Here is a 23270-nt window from a genome sequence, read left to right as displayed (position 1 = left end):
CCTTATTCCACCACCGCCTGCAAACGTAATAACGCCTCTTCCACCACCTCACCCGCAGCCAGACCAATACGCTTTGCCAGCCGGGCGCGTAGATCCATCATCCGCACCTGATTCACCAGCACCACGCCGTGCACATCGCCTTCTTCGCAATGTAAAGGAACGCTAAATCCGGCATAACGGGCAAAATTTCCGCCCTGCGTAATGGGGGCCACCAGCGTCATTCCCAGTTGATTAAAGGCTTGAACGGAGAGCACAAGCGCAGGTCGACCAGCACCTTGCTGTTCATGGCCGCTTGCTGGATCAAAGCCAACCAGCACAATGTCTCCCCGTTCAAATTCACTTTTCTTTACCATATTTCGTCACCCGCAGGGGTGGATTTACCCCAGACATCCTGCTCGCTAAGTTCCGTGGCGTTCATGTCACACTGTGCCAGCAGTTCATCAAGCGAGTAGCGCCTGGAGATGGGTGTCAGAATCAGTTGATTGTTGCTCACTTGCGCCTCCACGCTCTGCCCCGGCCGTAAGTTAAGTTCTTTCATCACAACATTAGGAATGACCATACCTGAACTGTTCCCCCATCTTTTTATGGTAATACGCATCTGCACCTCCTTAAGTTATACAAAGTATAACTCACGGTGCTACAGGAAACGTTTTACCCCTGCGCATTTGTGAACGCCAGCAGAGTTTTTTATGCGTTAACAGATATGGAAAGCGGCTCGGAGAGAAAAGCAAAAGGTGAGGGAATTACAAAACAGAATGCGAGTCGTTTCGCAAAAAACAACGCCACCCGAAGGTGGCGTATGCGTATGGTTACTTATCCCTGTCTAACCAGTCGCCGCTTTCAATTAGCTTTAATCCATCGACGGGTCGTTGATAAACGTACATCCATGCACTCCCGTACGGCGTCTGAATCAACTGGCGCGCGTATTCACCGCCCCTGGTGCGCAAGGCATCAAGTTCGGCCAGCGTGGCGTTGTCAATACGATAAACTTCACCGTGTACTGTTCCGTTCCCCGGAACTGCGCCTGGATAGTGGCCCAGGCTATACAACTGGTAGTTATCGATACTGAAATCGCCCAGTAACTGGGCATTGGTCATCCAGTGACTGTTGCCTTGTTTGTGGCGTAAACTGCCGTAGACAAATATTCGCATTGCTAAAACTCGAACTGATAGAGCAAATCCAGTGCCTGGTCTACACCAGACACGGCTTCCAGATATAGCTTAGGCATCAGGCGATAACGTAACGTGAGTGTTGCTATAGAGTCAAATATACCCACGCCGTATTTCACTTGCAGACCTGGCAATACATAGCCGCTGACCACCACCTGGGAGGAGTCGCCTACTCCCTGGGTGTCGAGCGCTAAATTGCTTACGCCAAACGTCTCGCCGATTTTACCCACAATCTGACCACTTTGTGCAACCCCCAGACCAATCAGCATTGAGGTCATCGCCGCACTGTCGCTCTGATCGCTCTCCAGCCCTTGTCCACGTAGCAAATAAGACAATGCAGCTTGTTGCGACATGGCCGGGTCAGAGAAGATCTCCGCTTTCGGTTCGTCCGCCAGACCAGTGACGCGAACTCCGGCGATTACGTCGTCTTCTGTAGCATCCGGGTTACGAATAGCTTCGATATTAAGATACGGTTGATCCGGCGGACCAGAGAACAGTAACTCACCCTTACGCACAATCAGATCCTGACCATAGGCATGGAAACGCCCTTCAGGGATGTTGATCTGCCCGTTCAGGCCCAGCCCTTGTTTATCCTGTACGACGTTAAGATCGCCCGTCAGCCGCGCTTTCAGGCCAAAGGCGTCAATGCGCACATTGTTGCCGACGTGGACAATCAGGTTGCTGTTAATGGGAATCGACGCCGTTTTTGCCTCTTCCGGTTGCAGGTTATCGTTAAGCATCACCACATCGCTGGAGACGCCCACCGCACTTTCCGGCAGATCGTGCACCACGATGCGCGCCCACGGGACATCCACGCGACCATCAAGGGTAAACAGGTTTGGTGTAGCCTCGAATACAACATCTGGTGATACATCCATTCGTACCATCGGCGGCACGGTGATACGCACTTTACTGCCCTTCGCTGTTACCCGCGCCCGCCAGTTTTCAATCTGGCTCCAGTCGGCGTCGCCGTTCAGGTAGATCTCACCCTGCTGGGTCCGTACTGTACCGGCAAGCGTCGAGCGCATACCGTTAAAGTTGACCGCAAGCTGGCTCGGCTGCATATCAAACGGCATAAAGTTGCCGTCGATATCCACACCCGTAACCTGTAGCTGCCCAAACAACTGCGGGCTTTGCACATCACCACCCAGACGTAAGTTGGCACTCACCATCCCCGCAGCTTTTTCCCCACGGGTAAAGATGGGGTTTATCATCGCAAGGTTGAAGTTACGGATATTGACGTTGCCACCAAGATTACGGCGGCCTTGCGGATCGGTCACCTGCACCTGTCCATCAAACTGGCCGTTATTGGTCAGGCGGATGGTCCAGCCCAATTCGGCACGGTTGTTACGCAACTCCGCCGTCAGATTCAGCGTCTGAAACGCCACGGGCAGCGCCGCATCGTTGACGGTTTGCGTTACCTGCACGTTACGCCCCGAAAGGGTGATACTGCCCTGCGGCAGCCCCTCTTTCGTGGTGTCCCAGGCGACATCCGCTTTACCCGTGAAGATACCGCTGGCCTGAGTGGTTTCTGGCATAAACGGTTTCAGCATCGCCAGGTCGAAGCGGTTGAGATTCACCACCGCACGCCCTTCAGCCCCGGCATCAATGGTTTGCGGCACGCACAGTTCCGCATTCGGGTTAAGCCAGCAGTGTGGCCCGATGCTGATTTTTTGCTCCTTGTTGCGATAATCCAGCGCAATATCGCGGGTCAGCGACCACGGGCCGACCGGCGTCTGGAAGCGGGTATTGCTAAGTGTTCCCTTCCAGCGTTCTTCTTTGCGATCAAAACTTCCTGCCAGATTAAGCTGTCCGGAAACCGGTTCGCCCTGAATCCGCAACTGTAGCTCGTGCTGTTTTTCGCTACCTTTGGCATTCAGAGTGACGAGGTTGATATTTACATCCGGCTGCGAGATTTGCTCAACGCGTACGTCAAGTTTACCCGCAATCTGATCGGTGGATTTGATATCGCCTTCCACGCGAACCTGCGCCACGGAAAGTTCCTGCCAGCGCAGGCCGCGCGCGGTGATGTCCGCCAGTAGTTGTGGCGCTTCCACCGTGCCGCGTACTTTCACCAGCCCTTTCGCTGTACCGCCAAGCCCCGGCAGCGCGTTATCCAGCCCCGGCGCGTTGATGGTGGCATCAAGATTGAGATCTTTTACCCCCAGCTCGCCTTTCACTTCGGCACTGTTTGGCCCCAGTTCCAGATGAAGCCCTGGGATCATCCACTGCATATAACTGTTGCCTTTCAGCGTGCCGTCAACGTTCACTTTGTTCTGTTTTACGTTACCGGTCAGCTTCAGTTCTGGCACCTCCATCTGCCAGGTGCCGCCGTACAGGCTACCGCGGGTTTTAATCAAGCCATTGAGTTTCGACGGCCACTCCGGGAACTCTTTGGCGGTGTTAATGCCATTAAGCGTTAGCTCACCGCGCCAACTAATAGCCTGCTGCCAGTCGAGCAACGCCTTGAGTTCAGTTTTCCCTTCCAGCGCCGAGATGGTGAGTTTGTCGAGATTGACCTGCTGTTCATTGCCTTTGGCATCAAGGGTAATGGTGGCTGGCGGGATCTCCTGTCCCTTCACTGCCGTACGCATAGAGAGCGTGTAATCGGTCATTTTGCCGGTAAGTTTCAGTTTCAGATCATCCGCCTGATACTGCTTATCTCCAGTGAATGGCCAGTAAAGCTGTTTGCTATTCACTTCCACGTTGAGCGGCAATCCGGCTTCCGCCAGTCGCGTCTGGGCGCGTAAATCCATATCCACCGGACCAGAAAGGTTAACGCCTATCTCCAGCTGTTCGCGCAGCGCGCCGCCCACTTTCAGCTTCACCTTTTCACCTTTCAACGGCTCCACGTTCAGTGTGCTGTTGAGGGTGATATCCACCGGCCAGTTGTCTGACAGCTGCGCCGTGCCGCTGGCGTTGACAATCCCTTGACTGGAGTCGATATCCAGCGCGTCCAGTTTGGTATTGCCGTCGATACTGCTCACTTTCAGCAGCATGGTGCGCACGGTGATGTCTGTGTCGCCCGTCACGCGCAGTTGCTCGCCCTTAAACTCTTCAATGTTCAGGTTGAGCGGCAGATGCACGTCGGTCATTTCCGGCAATACCGGGCGAGAAAAGAGATCTTTCAGCGTTTCGCCGAGCGGCTTTTCATCCGGCTGCGGATTTTCAATTTTCGGTTCGACAACTTCTTCCTGCGCCACTTCTGCCACTTTCGGCAAAGCAATCAACAGGCCTTTCAGCGACGTCGGTTTCAGGGTCAGGGTTTTCTCCTGCCAGTTCAGGCCGGAGGTGAAGTCCATCACCGATACCGTGGTGTCATCAATCTTGATGTTGACGTTATCCAGCGCCACCCGTGTCAGGGTGATGGGATACGGCGTGGAGAGATCCAGCGGACCGCTATCTTCCTCTTCTTCAACCTGTTCAGAAGGAGGCATTTTTTTACTGTCGATGTTGACCTGAATGTCTTTCAGCGCCAGGTCATTAATACAAACACTGCTGTTCCACAGGCACTCAAGCCCGACCGCCAGATGCAGATTGCCCGCTTTTACCGCCACGCCTGGCTGCTCATAACGAACGTCAGACAAGGTGAGATCGCGCCAACCGCCGGTGACCTTGCCAATATCCAGTCCTGGCACCCAGCGATCCGCCGCTTTAAATACCAGATGCAGGCCGCTGGTGGTGCCCACCAGAAACGCCACCGATCCCAGCAACAGTAAGATAACGATAACCACGCCGAGGCTGATTTTTTTCCATAAACTCATAATTCTGGCCCCAGACCGATGTAAAACTGTAACCCGTGTTCGTCTTTATCCGCGACCGGTACGGCAAAATCGAGTTTGATTGGCCCGACCGGCGATTCCCAGCGCACGCCGACCCCGGTACCGGTTTTAAAGTCGCTGCGGCGAATATCGCTTACCGCTTCGCCGCTATCGACAAACACCGCGCCCCACCATTTTCCGGTCACGTTGTACTGGTACTCCAGCGATCCGGTTATCAACTTCGAGGCCCCTTTCAGGTCACCGTTGGCGTATTTCGGAGCGATTGATTTGTATTTGTAGCCGCGAATACTGCGATCGCCCCCGGCGAAGAAACGCAGATCCGGCGGTACTTTGTCGAAATCACCGGTTTCAATCCAGCCCAGCGTGCCACGTGTAACAAAACGATGGCGATCGTACAGTGTGCGGATCCAGACGTTCTGCGCCTGGAAAACGGAGAAATCGACATCTGAGCCCCAGGCCGTGTTGGAGTAGTCGATAGAGTAGCGTTGCGAGTCGCCCCAGGTTGGCATCAGGCCACCACGAGAACGCGTGCGGCTAATCATCACCCCAGGATAAAACAGCATCGTGGTGTTGGTAATTTCACCCTGGGTAAAGTGGTCGAGACTCCAGCGCAGGTTAATGGCACGCTGCCAGCCGCTGGAGAGATCCCAGTAGCGAGAAGCCACCAGCGTAGTGGAGTCAGATTCGGTATCGTTCAGGTCCGTGCGCTTAAAACCGCCCTGCACCAAATAATATTGTTCCAGTGGATTCTTCAGCAGCGGCATTTTATAGCTGAAGTCGAGGGTCTGTTCCGGCGCAGAAATACTGGTACTGGTGGTCAGACTGTGACCATAAGAGTTCATCCACGGCTTTTTCCACGTCGCTTTCACGCGCGGTCCCACGTCCGTAGAGTAACCGACCCCGGTTTCGATGGTGTTTTCTGTGCGCGGCGAAACCACGCCCGTCAATGGTAATACTTTCGTTTCGCGCGCTTTATCAAATTGTGGAGCCACCACCACCGAGTTAAACCAGCCGGTAGCAGAAAGTCGACGGTTCAGTTCTGCCAGATCTTTCGATTCGTACTCATCGCCTTCTTTAAACGGCACCAGATTTTGCAGGTATTCATCGCGGATTTGTGATCCTTCAAAGGTCACATGCCCAAAGCGGTAACGTTCGCCACTGTTATAATCAATATCCCAGAAGGCTTTATGCAGGCCGAGCGCAATGCCCAACTGCGCTTTGGTAAATTCGCTATCGAAATAACCTTTACGCAACGCAATGCTGGTTAAGGACTTTTTGAAATTTTCATAATCGCCCTGGTTCAGTACCGTACCAATAGCCGGGCGAGTATCGAGCAATTTCAAATAGTCTTTATCGGTCCGCGCGCCGCCGCGCAATACCACATCGGTGCCGCCAATTAACACCGGCACGCCTGGCGTGACTTTGGCGATCAATACCTGCCGCCCTTTCTTTGGCGGTGGACGGAGATCAAATTCAATGGTCGGCTGGTAATAACCCAGCGCTTTCAGACCTTCGCGGATGGCATCATCGACGCGTGCGCGAAAGCGACGGTCTGGCGTCACTTCATCACTTTCAATCGTAGAAAGCTGCGCACGAACGTTCTTTTCCAGCTGTCCCGATAACCCCTCGACCTGTAGACGGACGTTCGCGGCGACGGCAGATCCGCTTAAGCAGAGTAAGCTTACACAGCATAACTGTCGGATATAGCGCACATTTTCTCCTGAATATCCTTTTTTCCTGCCCCTGGAACGCCGTTAAACGGCTTAACAAAAATCCAGTAATATGGATTAAAAAGCAGACTAAACCCCAAATATTTCTTATGTTTTACTTTAGACCTATTCACAACGGTTATTGTGTGCAAATACGCCTCTTGTTACAACCTTAACCCCAATGACCGATTTTCGGGAGAGCGACACCATGAGTTTATTTGATAAAAAGCATCTGGTTTCCCCCGCCGATGCCCTGCCTGGACGTAACACCCCGATGCCCGTAGCCACACTGCATGCGGTCAACGGTCACTCAATGACCAATGTACCTGACGGAATGGAGATTGCCATTTTTGCGATGGGTTGTTTCTGGGGTGTGGAGCGTCTGTTCTGGCAGTTACCCGGCGTTTACAGCACCGCCGCAGGCTATACCGGCGGCTATACGCCAAATCCGACTTATCGGGAAGTGTGCTCCGGTGATACGGGTCATGCCGAAGCGGTACGCATTGTTTACGATCCTTCCGTCATCAGCTATGAGCAGTTGCTACAGGTATTTTGGGAGAATCACGATCCCGCCCAGGGAATGCGTCAGGGCAATGACCACGGCACGCAGTATCGTTCAGCGATTTATCCGCTGACCCCAGAACAGGATGCTGCTGCTCGCGCCAGTCTGGAACGTTTTCAGGCGGCGATGCTTGCCGCCGATGACGATCGTCGCATCACCACGGAAATTGCTAACGCCACACCGTTTTATTATGCCGAAGATGACCACCAGCAATATCTGCATAAAAACCCGTATGGTTACTGTGGAATTGGCGGAATTGGCGTCTGTCTGCCGCCGGAAGCATAGCGTTACGGGTACAAATGTAGATTGTTGATAAAGTGCTATTTGTCTATGCCGGATGCGGCGTAAACGCCTTGCCAGGCCTACAAAATCGTCCAAAATCAATATATTGTGGGGACTGCGTAGGCCTGATCGGCATAGCGCATCAGCCAGTTTTTCATTTATCAGCAGTCTGAATTTTAACCCTCTGGCGGCTTTACAGTACCTTACGCTATACTAGCCACTGAAAATGCCGGTTCACTTTCTTCGAATCGGCTTTCAATGTGTATTTCACACAAATTAATCAACTTCCCCTTCCGAGGATCTGGCCTGAAAGGTCGGATAAGATATGTTAAACAGTATTTTAGTCATACTCTGTTTGATCGCTGTAAGTGCGTTCTTCTCGATGTCCGAGATCTCGCTTGCGGCCTCACGCAAAATCAAACTTAAACTGCTGGCTGATGAAGGCAATATAAATGCCCAACGCGTTCTGAATATGCAGGAAAATCCCGGCATGTTCTTTACCGTGGTCCAAATCGGTCTGAACGCAGTGGCGATTCTCGGCGGTATCGTCGGTGATGCGGCATTTTCTCCAGCTTTTCACAGCCTGTTCTCCCGCTATATGTCGGCAGAACTCTCTGAGCAACTGAGCTTTATTCTCTCTTTCTCGTTAGTGACTGGCATGTTTATCCTGTTTGCGGATTTAACCCCGAAACGCATCGGTATGATTGCGCCAGAAGCGGTGGCTTTGCGTATCATCAACCCGATGCGCTTCTGCCTGTACGTTTGCACCCCGCTGGTGTGGTTCTTCAACGGACTGGCGAACATGATCTTCCGTATTTTCAAACTGCCAATGGTACGTAAAGATGACATCACTTCTGATGACATCTACGCGGTAGTGGAAGCCGGTGCGCTGGCGGGCGTGTTACGTAAACAGGAACACGAGCTGATTGAAAACGTCTTTGAGCTGGAATCCCGTACCGTTCCGTCGTCAATGACACCGCGTGAAAACGTGATTTGGTTTGATCTCCACGAAGATGAGCAAAGTCTGAAGAATAAGGTGGCGGAACATCCGCACTCTAAGTTCCTCGTCTGTAATGAAGATATTGACCACATCATCGGCTATGTCGATTCTAAAGACCTGCTGAACCGCGTGCTGGCTAACCAAAGCCTGGCACTGAACAGCGGCGTACAAATTCGCAACACGCTGATTGTGCCGGATACGTTAACCCTTTCAGAGGCGTTGGAAAGTTTTAAAACCGCAGGTGAAGACTTCGCGGTGATCATGAACGAGTACGCGCTGGTGGTGGGGATCATCACCCTCAACGACGTGATGACCACGCTGATGGGCGATCTGGTCGGTCAGGGGCTGGAAGAGCAGATTGTCGCCCGTGATGAGAACTCATGGCTGATTGACGGCGGCACTCCGATTGACGACGTCATGCGCGTGCTGGATATTGACGAGTTCCCGCAGTCGGGCAACTACGAAACCATCGGCGGCTTTATGATGTTTATGCTGCGTAAGATCCCGAAACGCACCGATTCGGTGAAATTCGCCGGCTACAAATTTGAAGTGGTGGATATCGATAACTACCGCATCGACCAGCTGCTGGTGACCCGGATCGACAGCAAGGCCACCGCCCTTTCGCCAAAATTGCCTGATGCTAAAGATAAAGAAGAAAGCGTCGCGTAACCCCCAGAAACATCAACGGCTCCTGAATCAGGAGCCGTCTTATTACTGCATAGCACTTTGGTTAAGCCATCTCTGTTTGCAGACGCATAACCTGACGGTTAACTTCGGACATCACTGACAAATGCAGCTTATCCTTCACTTTTGGGATAAGAATCTTACCCTTATCAAATTCAAAAGCGCCAACGTCCTTGATGTATAACCGTCCACGGAACAGGATCTTTACGTACTTCGCCACCTGAAGTGGGTTGTACCGTTGGAAAATTTTCATTGTTATCTCCTGCTGAGTATTACGCCTGTGCGGTGCCACAATCGGCCCAACTATTATGAGGCGCAAATTTTAATGCTTAGTGACTATAGACTATCCGGGCAATGTTTCCACCGCGTATAACTTTTTTTACCTAAAGGTTACAATTATTCAGAATTATCTTTTTACCGAAGCGCGGTCTTCAGTATAAGCATTCATTTTTCATATGATTTGTGCGCTTGACCGCAAACTGGCATCACACTTGCGGGAAATTCGATAAATAGCACATATGATTAAAACTCAGACCCAAGTGGTCGGATCACCTGCATATCATAAGAAGGAAACACCATGACCCTACGCAAGATTCTGGCACTCACCTGCCTGCTGTTGCCGATGATGGCTTCCGCACATCAGTTCGAAACCGGTCAGCGAGTGCCGCCGATTGGCATTACCGATCGGGGCGAGTTGGTGCTTGATAAAGATCAGTTTAGCTACAAAACCTGGAACAGCGCGCAGTTAGTGGGAAAAGTGCGAGTACTGCAACATATTGCTGGTCGCACCTCTGCAAAAGAGAAAAACGCGACGCTGATTGAAGCGATTAAATCAGCAAAGTTACCGCACGATCGTTACCAGACCACCACCATTGTTAACACCGACGACGCGATTCCGGGTTCAGGGATGTTTGTGCGCAGCAGTCTGGAGAGTAATAAAAAGCTTTATCCCTGGTCGCAGTTTATTGTCGATAGCAATGGCGTCGCGCGCGGTGCCTGGCAGCTGGATGAAGAAAGTTCCGCTGTAGTGGTGCTGGATAAAGACGGTCGCGTGCAATGGGCCAAAGACGGGGCGCTCACACCGGAAGAGGTACAGCAAGTGATGGGCCTGCTGCAAAAGTTGCTCAAATAATGGCAATAACATAAATTCTGCAAAAATAATTTTCCCCTATCGTTATCTATGGGATAGGGGAATTAAGCCTCTGAGTTCTTACGCCGAACTCATACTGGTAACGCTAGTTGCTTTTTTTTAAACGCCTCAATGGTCGATTTATATTTCTCGCAAATCTTTTCTTCGGTAATATCACTATCTGCGGCCAGATTCGCACTTACTATCGCATCCACTTGTTCGGCTAATTCGACTTGTTGGCAACCTGCATTAACCAGAAAATTATAAATAAGAGAGTAATCTTCATCCTCCAAAACAACAGAGGAACCATTACGAAAACGTTCATCCCCTCCATAGATTTTAAGCGCAAAGCCCAAAGATTCTATGACTATGGCAAAATTATCATCAATTATTTTTTCGTAAATATACCATCCATCGCATTCTTTAATTCCACCTCCTGGAATTTGGGGGTCAAATTTACCCCGTTTTAATTTACTTACTATATCATCCAATACAGCATAACCTAAAGACACGTCACCAAACGCCTGGCGAATATAACCTTTAATCCTTTCCGGTATGTCAGACTGTTTTTTCTGCAGAATATCCCAGGCATACAATCTTCTGTTTTGTTCTAACGGAAACTCGCGGTTTTTGAAATCCATGAATGAGTTATACTCATTTATTGTTATGGGAATTTCTTCGTATTCAAATCCACTGCCTCGCAATGTCATTATATATTCGGCACCGTTATCTTTAAGGCTGAAACTGATAAGAAACTTATCCATGGCGTTAACAGTTTCATTTTTTGATGAAAGTACCTGATAACTATTTTTATCAATCTGAGTTGCGCAACGAAAGAACTCCCTCAAAGTTAACAGGCTATCATAATTTGAAATCCAATCTTTTTTATTAAATGCATGCTGGATATTGTTAAAAAAATTGTTTGAATGTGTTTTTGTATGCGATGATTTTACGAATAACTCCACCGCACCAATAAAATTATTGTGTCTGATCCTGGGTAACATATGGCTACCTTATTTTATTTGGTTATTTTATGTCGCCATTAAATATCTCATTATAGAAGTAAACTATCAAAAAACGCTCATTATTAAAATATAACTTATTAGCAATTGAACTTTTGCACTTTAAATACAATCTCTTTTTATTTATAACTTTTTAGGTTGGGAGAAATCAGGATGGCAGAATCAGGAAATACACTGTTTCTGCCATCTGAATTTAGTAAATAGACACTCTGAACCCCGGATTCAGGAACAACTCGCGCGGAGTGTAATCCAGCGGTTTACCCTGCCAGTCGTGAACGTGCGCTCCGGCAGCTGCGGCCACAGCATGTCCAGCGGCGGTGTCCCAAATATTCGTTGGTCCGAAGCGCGGGTACAGCTGCGCCTGTCCTTCCGCCACCAGGCAGAATTTCAGCGAAGAGCCGATGGACGTGGTCTGATGTTCGCCAAGCTGTTGCAGATACTCTTTCAGCTCCGCATCTGCATGGGAACGGCTGATAACCACCAGCGGCGGGCGCGCATCACGGACCTGAATCTGCTTGCGCACGCCGCACTCTTCTTTCCACGCTTTGCCTTCTGCCGCGCTGTACATTACGTTCATTACCGGCGCATACACCACACCTAAAATCGGTTTGCCGTGGTCGATGAGCGCAATGTTAACGGTAAATTCGCCATTACGTTTAATAAACTCTTTAGTACCATCCAGCGGATCTACCAGCCAGTAACGCTGCCAGTGCTGACGGACTTCCCAACCGGGAGGATCTTCTTCAGAAAGGACCGGAATATCCGGTGTCAGCGTACGTAAACCGTCCATGATAACGGTGTGTGCGGCAATATCCGCTGCCGTTACCGGAGAATTGTCCGCTTTGCTGACGACGTCCATCGGTTTCGTCCCGTCGTAGACCTGCATAATGGCATCGCCTGCATTCCGTGCAAGCTGGCATACTTGATCTAACATTTCTCCACCTCGTCTCTGTGAGCGGTGTTAACTTATTGTTTTACTTATACCCTATCGTTAATGAATGCGCCAACTGTGATAGTGTCATCATTTTCAAAGCGTAAAATTGTGGCATTCTTCACTGTTCTATAAGTAAGACGTTTATTCTCCCTTTTCTTTCGTATTCCCGATGATAAAAGGATGTCCCTGATGATTAAGTTTAGCGCAACGCTCCTGGCCACGCTGATTGCCGCCAGTGTGAATGCAGCGACGGTCGATCTGCGTATCATGGAAACCACTGATCTGCATAGCAACATGATGGATTTCGATTATTACAAAGACACCGCCACGGAAAAATTCGGACTGGTACGTACCGCAAGCCTGATTAACGATGCCCGCAATGAAGTGAAAAACAGCGTACTGGTGGATAACGGCGATTTGATTCAGGGGAGTCCGCTTGCAGATTACATGTCGGCGAAAGGTTTAAAAGCAGGTGATATTCACCCGGTCTATAAGGCATTAAACACGCTGGACTATACCGTCGGCACGCTTGGCAACCACGAGTTTAACTACGGTCTGGATTACCTGAAAAATGCGCTGGCGGGAGCGAAATTCCCTTATGTAAATGCCAACGTCATTGACGCCAGAACCAAACAGCCAATGTTTACACCGTATTTAATTAAAGACACCGAAGTGGTCGATAAAGACGGAAAAAAACAGACGCTGAAGATTGGCTATATTGGCGTCGTGCCGCCGCAAATCATGGGCTGGGATAAAGCTAATTTATCCGGGAAAGTGACGGTGAATGATATTACCGAAACCGTGCGCAAATACGTGCCTGAAATGCGCGAGAAAGGTGCCGATGTCGTTGTCGTTCTGGCGCATTCCGGGCTGTCTGCCGATCCGTATAAAATGATGGCGGAAAACTCAGTTTATTACCTCAGTGAAATTCCGGGCGTTAACGCCATTATGTTTGGCCATGCTCACGCCGTTTTCCCAGGTAAAGATTTTGCTGATATCGAAGGGGCTGATATCGCGAAAGGCACGCTGAATGGTGTTCCGGCGGTAATGCCAGGCATGTGGGGCGATCATCTTGGTGTGGTCGACTTACAACTCAGTAATGACAGCGGTAAATGGCAGGTGACGCAGGCGAAAGCGGAAGCAAGACCGATTTACGACATCGCGAATAAAAAATCCCTCGCGGCGGAAGACAGCAAGCTGGTAGAAACACTCAAAGCCGATCACGATGCCACACGCCAGTTCGTCAGCAAGCCAATCGGTAAATCCGCCGACAATATGTATAGCTATCTGGCGCTAGTGCAGGACGATCCGACCGTGCAGGTGGTGAACAACGCGCAAAAAGCGTATGTCGAGCATTACATTCAGGGCGATCCGGATCTGGCAAAACTGCCGGTGCTTTCAGCTGCCGCACCGTTTAAAGTTGGTGGTCGCAAAAATGACCCGGCAAGCTATGTGGAGGTGGAAAAAGGTCAGCTGACTTTCCGTAATGCCGCCGATCTTTATCTCTATCCGAATACGCTGATTGTGGTGAAAGCCAGCGGTAAAGAGGTGAAAGAGTGGCTGGAGTGCTCCGCCGGACAGTTTAACCAGATTGATCCTAACAGCACGAAACCACAGTCACTTATCAACTGGGATGGTTTCCGCACCTATAACTTTGATGTGATTGATGGTGTGAATTATCAGATTGATGTTACCCAGCCCGCCCGTTATGACGGCGAGTGCCAGATGATTAATGTCAATGCGGAAAGGATTAAGAACCTGACCTTTAACGGCAAGCCGATTGATCCGAACGCCATGTTCCTCGTTGCCACCAATAACTATCGCGCTTACGGCGGCAAATTTGCCGGTACGGGCGACAGCCATATCGCTTTTGCTTCACCGGATGAGAACCGCTCGGTGCTGGCAGCGTGGATTGCTGATGAGTCGAAACGTGCGGGGGAAATTCTCCCGGCGGCAGATAACAACTGGCGTTTAGCACCGATTGCTGGCGATAAGAAACTGGATATCCGTTTCGAAACCTCTCCGTCAGATAAAGCCGCAGCGTTTATTAAAGAGAAAGGGCAATACCCGATGAATAAAGTCGCGACCGATGATATCGGGTTTGCGATTTATCAGGTGGATTTGAGTAAGTAATACACTTCTTTTTCGGCCTGCAAATCATCAACCGCATCCGACACTTTTGTCGGATGCGATGCTGGCGCATCTTATCCGTCCTACAAGTCATACACCGTAGGCCGCGCATCCTGCAGTTACGCCGCACGTTCATCCCGCACCGCCAACACCTCGGGCAAATTCAACTCAATCCAGTCCGCCAGTGCAGCAACCTTTTCGCTCACCTGCTCGCCCAGCGGCGTGAGGCTATATTCCACATGCGGCGGCACCACCGGATACGCGATACGGTTAAGAAAACCATCCTGCTCTAGCGCCTGTAACGACTGCGCAAGCATCTTTTCACTCACCCCGCCGATTTTGCGCCGCAGGTCGCTAAAGCGATGAGTACCTTCGCGTAGCGCCACCAGAATCAACACCCCCCAACGGCTGGTGACGTGTTTCAAAACCTCGCGCGACGGACACTGTTCAGCGAAGAGATTTCCCTCTTTCAGTTGTTGCGACAGGCTAACCTGACTCATCTCATACTTACCTTTTTGTACGTACTTACTAAAAGTAAGTTTAGGTGTTAGCGTATTTAAACACAAGACAAAACGATGGAGACTTCCTATGATCGCAATTACTGGTGCCACTGGCCAACTTGGTCACTATGTTATTGAATCCTTGATGAAAACGGTTCCTGCCAGCCAAATAGTGGCTATCGTTCGTAATCCGGCAAAAGCCCAGGCACTGACAGCACAAGGCATTACCGTGCGTCAGGCTGACTACGGCGATGAAGCCGCACTGACATCTGCACTTCAGGGAGTGGAAAAACTACTGCTGATCTCTTCCAGCGAAGTGGGTCAACGTGCCCCGCAGCATCGTAATGTTATTAATGCCGCAAAGGCGGCTGGCGTGAAATTTATCGCTTATACCAGCCTGCTACATGCAGATACCTCCCCGCTCGGCCTCGCCGATGAGCACATCGAGACGGAGAAAATGCTGGCTGATTCTGGCATCGTTTACACCCTGCTGCGCAACGGCTGGTACACCGAAAACTACCTCGCCAGCGCCCCGGCAGCACTGGAACACGGCGTATTTATCGGTGCGGCGGGCGATGGCAAAATCGCCTCAGCAACGCGGGCAGATTATGCGGCAGCTGCGGCACGCGTGATTAGCGAAGCCGGTCACGAAGGCAAGGTTTACGAACTGGCGGGCGATAGTGCCTGGACGTTGACACAGTTAGCGGCAGAGCTGACCAAACAGAGCGGAAAATCCGTTACCTATCAAAATCTGAGCGAAGCCGATTTCGCCGCGGCACTGAAAAGCGTCGGACTGCCCGACGGACTGGCGGATATGCTGGCGGATTCTGACGTTGGCGCATCGAAAGGTGGTCTGTTTGATAACAGCAAAACGCTTAGCAAATTGATTGGCCGCCCAACGACAACGTTAGCCGAAAGCGTAAGCCATCTTTTTAATGTTAATAACTAGTTAATTAAAGTGGCATCCTCCCGCATCCTCTCTGATAATGACGGGATGCCGGGAGCAATCATGTCTGCTTCCTGAACGTTTCTTCTGACAGACCAATGGATGCCAGTAATGATTAGCGGCGTGCTGTACGCCCTGTTAGCAGGGTTGATGTGGGGGCTTATTTTTGTCGGGCCGTTGATCGTGCCGGAATACCCGGCGATGTTGCAGTCGATGGGGCGTTATCTGGCGTTAGGGTTAATTGCGCTACCCATTGCCTGGCTGGGACGCGTGCGTCTGCGTCAGTTGGCGCGTCGGGACTGGCTTACCGCCTTGATGCTCACTATGATGGGCAACCTCATTTATTACTTCTGCCTTGCCAGTGCCATTCAACGTACTGGCGCGCCTGTTTCCACGATGATTATCGGCACCCTGCCGGTGGTCATTCCTGTCTTTGCCAATCTGCTTTATAGCCAGCGCGACGGCAAACTCGCGTGGGGAAAACTCGCCCCGGCACTGATTTGTATTGGCATCGGCCTGGCGAGTGTGAATATTGCTGAGTTAAACCACGGACTCCCCGATTTTGACTGGGCACGTTATACCTCTGGCATCGTGCTGGCGTTAGTTTCCGTGGTCTGCTGGGCATGGTATGCCCTGCGCAACGCCCGCTGGCTGCGGGAAAATCCCGACAAACATCCGATGATGTGGGCGACGGCGCAGGCGCTGGTCACGCTGCCGGTTTCGCTTATCGGCTATCTCGTCGCTTGTTACTGGCTGAATACGCAAACGCCGGACTTCTCCCTACCTTTTGGCCCCCGTCCGCTTGTATTTGTTAGCCTGATGATTGCGATAGCTGTGCTTTGCTCATGGGTCGGCGCACTTTGCTGGAACGTCGCCAGCCAGCGATTACCAACGGTGATTCTCGGGCCACTGATTGTCTTCGAAACGCTGGCAGGTTTGCTGTACACCTTTTTGTTACGCCAGCAAATGCCGCCACTAATGACGCTGAGCGGTATCGCGATGTTAGTGGTTGGCGTGGTCATTGCGGTCAGAGCAAAACCAGAAAAACCTTTAACTGAATCTGTCTCAGAAAGTTGACACGCTGGCAGTGAGTTAAATAAGCCTCTGCTACGTAAGGGTTATAGCTTTTGCCTTAAAGGTGCATTTAAAATGCATCTTATCTTATTAAGAATGAGGTATCAGCTATGGCTTATCGCGACCAACCTTTAGGTGAACTGGCGCTCTCTATTCCTCGCGCTTCAGCTCTGTTTCGTAAATATGATATGGATTACTGCTGCGGCGGTAAGCAAACGCTGGCGCGTGCGGCGGCACGTAAAGAACTGGATGTTGAGGTCATTGAAGCTGAGCTGGCAAAGCTTGCTGAACAACCGATTGAGAAAGACTGGCGTAGCGCCCCGCTGGCAGAAATCATCGACCATATCATCGTGCGCTACCACGATCGTCACCGCGAGCAACTGCCGGAGCTGATCCTGCAAGCGACTAAAGTCGAGCGCGTTCACGCCGACAAACCGAGCGTGCCAAAAGGGCTGACAAAATACCTGACTATGCTGCATGAAGAGCTTTCCAGCCACATGATGAAAGAAGAGCAGATCCTCTTCCCGATGATCAAACAAGGCATGGGCAGCCAGGCTATGGGGCCAATCAGCGTAATGGAAAGCGAGCACGATGAAGCGGGTGAACTGCTGGAAGTAATCAAACACACTACCAATAACGTCACACCGCCGCCGGAAGCCTGCACCACCTGGAAAGCGATGTATAACGGCATTAATGAACTGATTGATGACCTGATGGAGCACATCAGCCTGGAAAATAATGTGCTGTTCCCGCGCGCACTGGCGGGTGAGTGATCTAAAAGCTGGATGGCATTGCGCCATCCAGCATGATAATGCGGTTATTTCCGCAGTTCAGCAGCCCGCTTCTTACCAATAAACAACCAGCCCAGCCCCAGAGCGATAAACCACAGCGGGGTAACCAGCAGCGCCTGGCGGGTATCATCTTCCAGTGTCAGCAGCACGACCACGAACACAAAGAATGCCATACATACCCAGCACATCAGCTTGCCGAGCGGCATCTTGTAGATTGATTTCTCATGCAGGTGCGGACGCTGTTTGCGATACACCAGGTACGAGCAAAGGATAATCGTCCAGACGAACATAAACAGAATCGCGGAAACGGTTGTAATCATCGTGAACGCGCCAATCACGCTGGGATTCACATACAACATCACCACGCCGCCGAGCAGACAGATACAAGAGAAGGTCAGCCCTTTCGCGGGTACTGCGCGCTTAGAGAGTTTAGCGAACGCTTTCGGTGCCACACCTTCCTGCGCCAGACCAAACAGCATACGGCTGGTAGAGAAGACACCGCTGTTAGCGGAAGACGCCGCAGAGGTCAGCACCACAAAGTTGATCACGCTGGCAGCCGCAGGCAAACCTACCAACACGAACAGTTCAACGAACGGGCTTTTCTCCGGGACTACCGAACTCCACGGCGTCACGGACATAATCACAATCAGCGCGAAGACGTAGAACATAATGATACGGATCGGAATGGAGTTAATCGCGCGTGGCAGTGATTTCTCTGGATCTTTGGTTTCCGCAGCTGTTGTACCTACCAGCTCAATCCCTACGAAAGCGAAAACCGCTATCTGGAATCCGGCAAAGAAGCCACTTAAACCTTTCGGGAACCAGCCGCCATCATTCCACAAATGCGCGAATGACGCTTCCACACCGGTCGGTGACTGAAAGTGCATCGCCACCATGACCAGGCCGACGACAATCAGCGACACAATGGCGACGATTTTGATCATCGCAAACCAGAACTCCATCTCACCGAACATTTTCACGGTGGCGAGGTTGAGCGTCAGCAGCAGCACTATCACCGCCAGCGAGGCGACCCAGTCGGAGAGCTCGGGGAACCAGAACTGAGCATAAGCCGTGATCGCCACCACGTCTGCCATACCGGTTACAACCCAGCAGAACCAGTAAGTCCAGCCGGTGAAATATCCTGCCCACGGCCCGAGTAAATCGGAAGCGAAGTCACTAAAAGATTTGTATTCCAGATTCGAAAGCAGCAATTCCCCCATTGCCCGCATCACGAAAAAGAGCATAAAACCGATGATCATATAAACGAAAATGATCGACGGCCCGGCAAGGCTAATCGTTTTGCCGGACCCCATAAACAACCCCGTACCAATGGCACCGCCAATGGCAATAAGCTGAATATGTCGGTTTGTGAGATTGCGCCGTAGCGACTGTTCAGCCGGAGCCTGATCATCGGCAACGACTTTTACCTGATCTACCATGTTTTTTTCTTCCTGTACCTGTCTGTGTTGTTCAGGCTCTACGGCCTTTAGTCAATCTATGATACGACGAATCTGTATCGGGACTCATCGATATTAGGTAACAATACGCGGGATGAATACTAAGATTTAGATCTAATGTTAATTTTATGTTTAAAGTGAGTGTCATATCACGGTGATAACGCGAAACAGCTCACAAAAATACACGCTTACGGGGTCTTTGCAACACAAAATAGCGCCGTTTGGCAAACTGAAGGGTTTATTGCTGAATGTCTGCTCCCCTCTGGCTCGAGGGGAACAGAATGCGCTGCTTAGAGGATTTCCAGCAGTTCGACTTCAAACACCAGGGTGCTGAACGGAGGGATGGACGCGCCTGCGCCACGCTCGCCATATGCCAGTTCCTGCGGGATAGTCAGTTCCCATTTAGAACCTACCGGCATCAGAGTCAGTGCTTCAATCCAGCCAGGGATCACGCCGTTAACCGGGAATTCAGCGGGCTCGCCGCGAGCGACGGAGCTGTCAAACACGGTGCCGTCGATCAGTTTTCCGGTGTAATGAACACGAACGCGGTCGGTACGTGCCGGAATTGCGCCTTCGCCCTGGTTGATCACGCGGAATTGCAGGCCAGATTCGGTGCTATTTACACCTTCTTTTTTGGCGTTTTCTTCCAGGTATTTCACACCTTCAGCAGCCATCGCCTGGAAACGCTGACGACGAACGGCATCGGCGCGTTCGTGGATTTCACGCAGCGCGCGGTGCACCACATCAACCGGAACAGCCGGATGTTTGCCTTCCAGCGCATCGGCAATGCCTGCAACCAGTGCTTCTGGCAGCAGCCCTTCCAGGCCAGATTCACTCAGTTGTTGCCCTACCTGCAAACCAATGCCGTAGCTTGCTTGCGCTTCGATGGTGTCAAAAGTTGGGGTGGTCATCGTATTTCCTTTCTTAGGGTATAAAGTAGCGGGCAGCATATCAGCCACACTTCTTTGGGTAAAACTTTGTCGCGGGAATGATGACAAATCCCGGGGAAAAAGAAACAATAGCAATATCCCGTATGAATATAATAAAGGCGGGTTTACCACGGACATCATAGCGTTAGCATATTCATAGGCTATGATTGAGGAACAAGACGCGGAGCAGGAGGAAACCATGCCCGGGCGCTTTGAACTAAAACCAACCCTGGAGAAAGTCTGGCACGCGCCGGACAATTTTCGCTTCATGGACCCGCTGCCGCAGATGCATCGTCGGGGGATCATTATTGCCGCCATTGTATTGGTGGTCGGATTTCTGCTTCCATCTGATGATACGCCCAACGCGCCGGTGGTGACGCGTGAAGCACAGTTAGATATTCAGTCGCAATCACAACCACCGACAGAAGAACAGCTGCGGGCGCAATTAGTCACGCCACAAAATGATCCTGATCAGGTGGCTCCGCTCGCTCCAGAACCTATACAGGAAGGCCAGCCAGAAGAGCAGCCGCAAACCACCCAAACGCAACCATTCCAGCCAGATAGCGGAATTGATAATCAATGGCGCTCCTATCGTGTCGAACCCGGTAAAACGATGGCGCAGCTGTTCCGCGACCACGGACTGCCCGCTACCGATGTCTATGCAATGGCGCAGGTAGAAGGCGCGGGTAAGCCGCTGAGTAATTTGCAAAACGGGCAGATGGTGAAAATCCGCCAGAACGCCAGCGGCGTGGTGACGGGCTTAACCATTGATACGGGGAATAATCAACAGGTCCTGTTTACCCGCCAGCCGGATGGCAGTTTTATTCGTGCGCGGTAGATGAAGAATCAACCAAAAGCCAGCTAAGGAGCGTCTCTTTGATGACCTTACGTCTGGCTTCCAGTGCCTGGGGGGAAACCATACTGATATGTTGACATCCTCCACGCCCTGAAGGACGTGGATCCCTGCTACGTTCAGGCTGTCGCCTGAATCATTTCGGTGGGTTCCTGCTTCAACGAGCGGCCTGACTGCACCATCTCTCCACAGGCAAGAACGGCGTGCCCCGCCGCTAAAATGTTACGAGCGCCATTTACATCAGCGTTCGCTGTATATCCACATGCCTGGCATCTGAATTTACTTTGTGACAGGCGATTTTCTTTCGCTGTATGACCACAGCACGCGCAACGCTGGCTTGTGTACGCTGGCGGAACAGCAAGCACCTGACCGCCACGCCAGAGCTGCTTGTACTCAAGCTGGCGGCGCATTTCATACCAGCCCTGATCCAGTATCGAACGGTTTAAACCTGATTTTGCCCGGACATTGCGCCCCGGCTGGCTGACCGTACCCGCTGCTGACTTTGACATGTTGCTGACCTTCAAATCCTCAATGACTATCATTGCGTGGTTTTTGCTGACGGTCGTTGTGACTTTGTGAAGGTAGTCCCTGCGGATATTTGCGATACAGGAATGCAGTCGCTGTATTTTGCGTTTCTGCTTCTGCCAGTTGTTGCTGAATTTGACCTTGCGGCTTAACTGTCGCTGAAGTCTCGCCAGCGTCTTCTGGTTTTTCTGAAAACTGTTTACAGGCTCAAAGACTGTGCCATCTGACAGCGTGGCGAGTTTAGCCACGCCAGCATCCAGCCCGACCATTGATGCTGAAGGGTGATCCGGAGTTGATACTTCACTTTCTGTCTGAATACTGATGTACCACTTACCGCAGGACTGGCTGACAGTGACATTTTTTACAACACCCGTGACCTGACGGCTGTTCCGGTAGCGCATCCAGCCAAGTTTCGGCAGAAAAATACGGCTGTTTTCCTGATCGAGCTTAACGCCCTGCGGGTAGCGGAATGCATCATTCTGTCCCCGCTTTTTGAATCGGGGAAAAGCAGCCCGCTTCCGGAAGAAGTTTTTGTAAGCCCGCTCAAGGTCTTTCAGTGACTGTTGCAATGGCTGTGAGGGAGAATCTTTAAGCCATTGCGTTTCAGTGGCATTTTTCCACTCAACCAACCAGGAAGCCATTTTCCCGTAAGGGATGTATTTATTACCGGCCTCATGATTCTCATTCTGAAGCGCCAGAGCACGATTGAAAACGAAACGACATGCGCCTGCGAAGCGCCTCATTTCACACTCCTGTTGACCACCTGGTCTTAACTGGAATTTAAATGCCTGTAATCGTTTCACAGGTCAAATGATACTTTGGTCTGTGAAAAAAGAAACCGATATCCGGCGTGGAAAGCATTGTGTTTTCCTGATGCATGTTCACCTGGTCTTTGTCACCAAATACCGACGCCAGATTTTTGACCATGACGCGAAAGAAAAACTACGCACTTACTTTTCAAAGGTATGTGCTGATTTTGAAGCTGAACTGGTTGAAATGGATGGCGAACCAGATCACGTCCATTTGTTAATTAACTATCCTCCCAAACTGGCGATATCCAGTCTGGTAAACAGCCTCAAAGGCGTATCGAGTAGGTTACTGCGACGAGATCGACCAGATATTGCAGTCAGGTATTACTACAAAGGCGTTTTGTGGAGTCCTGGCTATTTTGCCAGTAGCTGCGGAGGTGCGCCAATATCCGCCATCCGTCAATACATTGAACAACAGCAAACACCTGGTTAGGTGGAAAACCGCGCCTTATATCCCCGCCCTGAAGGACGGGGTTTTACGGCGCACTGGATAAACCAGGCCAAGCGTATGCTGGTTGATCAAATAATATCCCCCAAGCGCAGCAATATTAATATTCACCTGCAATGGGTCGCTATCTGCCTTAAAAATATTGTGTTTCTTCCCTTCATCCAATAATTCCATTAAATGCAAGTGCGCATGATTAATTTCTAAGAGACGCTGTGATTTTGCATAATGCACACCTTTACTTTGGTTTTCACTATGCACAATTTTTAAAAACCTGGGATTAGCAATATAATAACCCCAGGTAAAATCGATGATTTTTTCAATGGATTTTTGTGGCTGGTTAACCTGCTGATTAACGAACGCACCGATACCGACAGCGTAGAATAATTACATACCGCACAACAAGAATGTATGGTGTAAAGCGTTGTCAGTCATCTCCCTCCCTGGATGCATCGTTATATCCGTGATGAGCGATTTTTGATATTAATATCTTTCACCATCCGCTATCTTCACTACTTCAGAAAACAAACTTATTTTT

General features: G+C 50.8%; 21 protein-coding genes and 2 pseudogenes. 9 read left to right on the top strand and 14 right to left on the bottom strand.

Going from position 1 to position 23270, the window contains the following annotated elements; genetic code table 11:
- Positions 1 to 2 precede the first annotated feature (2 nt).
- From chpB to tamA, 5 genes are all read right to left on the bottom strand, one after another.
- Complete coding sequence (gene chpB / locus ACJHXB_RS16935) at positions 3 to 353, bottom strand: endoribonuclease toxin ChpB (RefSeq protein WP_000239581.1); 351 nt, start codon at positions 351 to 353, stop codon at positions 3 to 5.
- Positions 347 to 598, bottom strand: coding sequence for a type II toxin-antitoxin system antitoxin ChpS (chpS, locus tag ACJHXB_RS16930; RefSeq protein ID WP_001223213.1), 252 nt, complete (start codon positions 596 to 598; stop codon positions 347 to 349). The genes chpB and chpS overlap by 7 nt, the downstream gene beginning before the upstream one ends.
- A 211-nt stretch (positions 599 to 809) precedes the next feature.
- On the bottom strand, positions 810 to 1151 hold the full coding sequence (locus ACJHXB_RS16925) for a gamma-glutamylcyclotransferase (RefSeq protein WP_001219160.1): 342 nt from the start codon (positions 1149 to 1151) through the stop codon (positions 810 to 812).
- Positions 1152 to 1153: 2 nt separating this feature from the next.
- Positions 1154 to 4933 carry an autotransporter assembly complex protein TamB gene (gene tamB, locus ACJHXB_RS16920; protein WP_000060909.1) on the bottom strand — a complete coding sequence of 1260 codons (3780 nt, stop codon included), beginning with the start codon at positions 4931 to 4933 and terminating at the stop codon, positions 1154 to 1156.
- On the bottom strand, positions 4930 to 6663 hold the full coding sequence (gene tamA, locus ACJHXB_RS16915) for an autotransporter assembly complex protein TamA (RefSeq protein WP_001269327.1): 1734 nt from the start codon (positions 6661 to 6663) through the stop codon (positions 4930 to 4932). The genes tamB and tamA overlap by 4 nt, the downstream gene beginning before the upstream one ends.
- A 205-nt stretch (positions 6664 to 6868) precedes the next feature.
- Between tamA and msrA the strand changes: the two genes are divergently transcribed.
- Both msrA and ACJHXB_RS16905 read left to right on the top strand, forming a co-directional pair.
- Positions 6869 to 7507 carry a peptide-methionine (S)-S-oxide reductase MsrA gene (msrA, locus tag ACJHXB_RS16910; RefSeq protein WP_001305659.1) on the top strand — a complete coding sequence of 213 codons (639 nt, stop codon included), beginning with the start codon at positions 6869 to 6871 and terminating at the stop codon, positions 7505 to 7507.
- Positions 7508 to 7829: 322 nt separating this feature from the next.
- Complete coding sequence (locus tag ACJHXB_RS16905; RefSeq protein ID WP_000935042.1) at positions 7830 to 9173, top strand: hemolysin family protein; 1344 nt, start codon at positions 7830 to 7832, stop codon at positions 9171 to 9173.
- A 61-nt stretch (positions 9174 to 9234) separates the two neighbouring features.
- On the opposite strand, the gene ACJHXB_RS16900 is transcribed toward ACJHXB_RS16905, so the two are convergent.
- Positions 9235 to 9441, bottom strand: coding sequence for a DUF1107 domain-containing protein (locus tag ACJHXB_RS16900; protein ID WP_000689228.1), 207 nt, complete (start codon positions 9439 to 9441; stop codon positions 9235 to 9237).
- 324 nt (positions 9442 to 9765) lie between these two features.
- On the opposite strand from ACJHXB_RS16900, the gene ACJHXB_RS16895 reads away from it, so the two are divergent.
- Positions 9766 to 10320 carry a YtfJ family protein gene (locus ACJHXB_RS16895; RefSeq protein ID WP_000175285.1) on the top strand — a complete coding sequence of 185 codons (555 nt, stop codon included), beginning with the start codon at positions 9766 to 9768 and terminating at the stop codon, positions 10318 to 10320.
- Between the two features lie 89 nt (positions 10321 to 10409).
- On the opposite strand, the gene ACJHXB_RS16890 is transcribed toward ACJHXB_RS16895, so the two are convergent.
- Positions 10410 to 11321, bottom strand: coding sequence for a hypothetical protein (locus ACJHXB_RS16890; RefSeq protein WP_000937649.1), 912 nt, complete (start codon positions 11319 to 11321; stop codon positions 10410 to 10412).
- A 211-nt stretch (positions 11322 to 11532) separates the two neighbouring features.
- On the bottom strand, positions 11533 to 12273 hold the full coding sequence (cysQ, locus tag ACJHXB_RS16885; protein WP_000886908.1) for a 3'(2'),5'-bisphosphate nucleotidase CysQ: 741 nt from the start codon (positions 12271 to 12273) through the stop codon (positions 11533 to 11535).
- A 189-nt stretch (positions 12274 to 12462) separates the two neighbouring features.
- Here cysQ and cpdB point away from each other — a divergent pair, with 189 nt between their 5' ends.
- The gene (cpdB, locus tag ACJHXB_RS16880) at positions 12463 to 14406 is read left to right on the top strand and encodes a 2',3'-cyclic-nucleotide 2'-phosphodiesterase (protein WP_000589426.1); all 1944 of its coding nucleotides are present in this window, start codon (positions 12463 to 12465) and stop codon (positions 14404 to 14406) included.
- Between the two features lie 116 nt (positions 14407 to 14522).
- On the opposite strand, the gene ACJHXB_RS16875 is transcribed toward cpdB, so the two are convergent.
- Complete coding sequence (locus ACJHXB_RS16875) at positions 14523 to 14903, bottom strand: winged helix-turn-helix transcriptional regulator (RefSeq protein WP_000084622.1); 381 nt, start codon at positions 14901 to 14903, stop codon at positions 14523 to 14525.
- An 88-nt stretch (positions 14904 to 14991) separates the two neighbouring features.
- On the opposite strand from ACJHXB_RS16875, the gene qorB reads away from it, so the two are divergent.
- The 3 genes from qorB (at position 14992) to ytfE (ending at position 17696) form a co-directional block, all read left to right on the top strand.
- Positions 14992 to 15852, top strand: a complete 861-nt coding sequence (gene qorB, locus ACJHXB_RS16870) for an NAD(P)H:quinone oxidoreductase (RefSeq protein ID WP_000560586.1) — start codon at positions 14992 to 14994, stop codon at positions 15850 to 15852.
- A gap of 108 nt (positions 15853 to 15960) precedes the next feature.
- The gene (locus ACJHXB_RS16865; RefSeq protein WP_001468888.1) at positions 15961 to 16926 is read left to right on the top strand and encodes a DMT family transporter; all 966 of its coding nucleotides are present in this window, start codon (positions 15961 to 15963) and stop codon (positions 16924 to 16926) included.
- A 107-nt stretch (positions 16927 to 17033) separates the two neighbouring features.
- Positions 17034 to 17696, top strand: coding sequence for an iron-sulfur cluster repair protein YtfE (gene ytfE, locus ACJHXB_RS16860; RefSeq protein WP_000331457.1), 663 nt, complete (start codon positions 17034 to 17036; stop codon positions 17694 to 17696).
- Between the two features lie 44 nt (positions 17697 to 17740).
- Here ytfE and cycA read toward each other — a convergent pair whose 3' ends face one another.
- The gene (gene cycA, locus ACJHXB_RS16855) at positions 17741 to 19153 is read right to left on the bottom strand and encodes a D-serine/D-alanine/glycine transporter (RefSeq protein ID WP_000228356.1); all 1413 of its coding nucleotides are present in this window, start codon (positions 19151 to 19153) and stop codon (positions 17741 to 17743) included.
- A 308-nt stretch (positions 19154 to 19461) separates the two neighbouring features.
- A complete protein-coding gene (gene fklB / locus ACJHXB_RS16850; protein ID WP_000211225.1) occupies positions 19462 to 20082 on the bottom strand; it encodes an FKBP-type peptidyl-prolyl cis-trans isomerase in 621 nt (206 codons plus the stop codon).
- Between the two features lie 217 nt (positions 20083 to 20299).
- Between fklB and ytfB the strand changes: the two genes are divergently transcribed.
- A complete protein-coding gene (ytfB, locus tag ACJHXB_RS16845) occupies positions 20300 to 20938 on the top strand; it encodes a cell division protein YtfB (protein ID WP_001119489.1) in 639 nt (212 codons plus the stop codon).
- On the opposite strand, the pseudogene ACJHXB_RS16840 reads toward ytfB, so the two are convergent.
- Positions 20922 to 21029, bottom strand: a pseudogene (locus ACJHXB_RS16840) (TetR/AcrR family transcriptional regulator); the annotation flags it as partial. The gene ytfB and the pseudogene ACJHXB_RS16840 overlap by 17 nt on opposite strands.
- A gap of 43 nt (positions 21030 to 21072) precedes the next feature.
- A complete protein-coding gene (locus tag ACJHXB_RS16835; protein WP_001468889.1) occupies positions 21073 to 22281 on the bottom strand; it encodes an RNA-guided endonuclease InsQ/TnpB family protein in 1209 nt (402 codons plus the stop codon).
- Positions 22282 to 22288: 7 nt separating this feature from the next.
- Between ACJHXB_RS16835 and tnpA the strand changes: the two genes are divergently transcribed.
- Positions 22289 to 22720 carry an IS200/IS605 family transposase gene (gene tnpA, locus ACJHXB_RS16830; RefSeq protein ID WP_000604902.1) on the top strand — a complete coding sequence of 144 codons (432 nt, stop codon included), beginning with the start codon at positions 22289 to 22291 and terminating at the stop codon, positions 22718 to 22720.
- 36 nt (positions 22721 to 22756) lie between these two features.
- On the opposite strand, the pseudogene ACJHXB_RS16825 reads toward tnpA, so the two are convergent.
- Positions 22757 to 23068 (bottom strand): annotated as a pseudogene (locus tag ACJHXB_RS16825) (TetR/AcrR family transcriptional regulator); the annotation flags it as partial.
- Positions 23069 to 23270: the final 202 nt, after the last annotated feature.

It is taken from the genome of Escherichia sp. WS3227_2 (assembly GCF_046486495.1).
Classification (GTDB): Bacteria; Pseudomonadota; Gammaproteobacteria; order Enterobacterales; family Enterobacteriaceae; genus Escherichia; species Escherichia coli.
This window is presented reverse-complemented; position numbering and strand designations above follow the sequence as displayed.

Coding starts and splice junctions, on each gene's coding strand:
- chpB (WP_000239581.1), bottom strand. CDS start 353: ATGGTAAAGAAAAGTGAATTTGAACGGGGAGACATTGTGCTGGTTGGC.
- chpS (WP_001223213.1), bottom strand. CDS start 598: ATGCGTATTACCATAAAAAGATGGGGGAACAGTTCAGGTATGGTCATT.
- ACJHXB_RS16925 (WP_001219160.1), bottom strand. CDS start 1,151: ATGCGAATATTTGTCTACGGCAGTTTACGCCACAAACAAGGCAACAGT.
- tamB (WP_000060909.1), bottom strand. CDS start 4,933: ATGAGTTTATGGAAAAAAATCAGCCTCGGCGTGGTTATCGTTATCTTA.
- msrA (WP_001305659.1), top strand. CDS start 6,869: ATGAGTTTATTTGATAAAAAGCATCTGGTTTCCCCCGCCGATGCCCTG.
- ACJHXB_RS16905 (WP_000935042.1), top strand. CDS start 7,830: ATGTTAAACAGTATTTTAGTCATACTCTGTTTGATCGCTGTAAGTGCG.
- ACJHXB_RS16900 (WP_000689228.1), bottom strand. CDS start 9,441: ATGAAAATTTTCCAACGGTACAACCCACTTCAGGTGGCGAAGTACGTA.
- ACJHXB_RS16895 (WP_000175285.1), top strand. CDS start 9,766: ATGACCCTACGCAAGATTCTGGCACTCACCTGCCTGCTGTTGCCGATG.
- ACJHXB_RS16890 (WP_000937649.1), bottom strand. CDS start 11,321: ATGTTACCCAGGATCAGACACAATAATTTTATTGGTGCGGTGGAGTTA.
- cysQ (WP_000886908.1), bottom strand. CDS start 12,273: ATGTTAGATCAAGTATGCCAGCTTGCACGGAATGCAGGCGATGCCATT.
- cpdB (WP_000589426.1), top strand. CDS start 12,463: ATGATTAAGTTTAGCGCAACGCTCCTGGCCACGCTGATTGCCGCCAGT.
- ACJHXB_RS16875 (WP_000084622.1), bottom strand. CDS start 14,903: ATGAGTCAGGTTAGCCTGTCGCAACAACTGAAAGAGGGAAATCTCTTC.
- qorB (WP_000560586.1), top strand. CDS start 14,992: ATGATCGCAATTACTGGTGCCACTGGCCAACTTGGTCACTATGTTATT.
- ACJHXB_RS16865 (WP_001468888.1), top strand. CDS start 15,961: ATGATTAGCGGCGTGCTGTACGCCCTGTTAGCAGGGTTGATGTGGGGG.
- ytfE (WP_000331457.1), top strand. CDS start 17,034: ATGGCTTATCGCGACCAACCTTTAGGTGAACTGGCGCTCTCTATTCCT.
- cycA (WP_000228356.1), bottom strand. CDS start 19,153: ATGGTAGATCAGGTAAAAGTCGTTGCCGATGATCAGGCTCCGGCTGAA.
- fklB (WP_000211225.1), bottom strand. CDS start 20,082: ATGACCACCCCAACTTTTGACACCATCGAAGCGCAAGCAAGCTACGGC.
- ytfB (WP_001119489.1), top strand. CDS start 20,300: ATGCCCGGGCGCTTTGAACTAAAACCAACCCTGGAGAAAGTCTGGCAC.
- tnpA (WP_000604902.1), top strand. CDS start 22,289: ATGATACTTTGGTCTGTGAAAAAAGAAACCGATATCCGGCGTGGAAAG.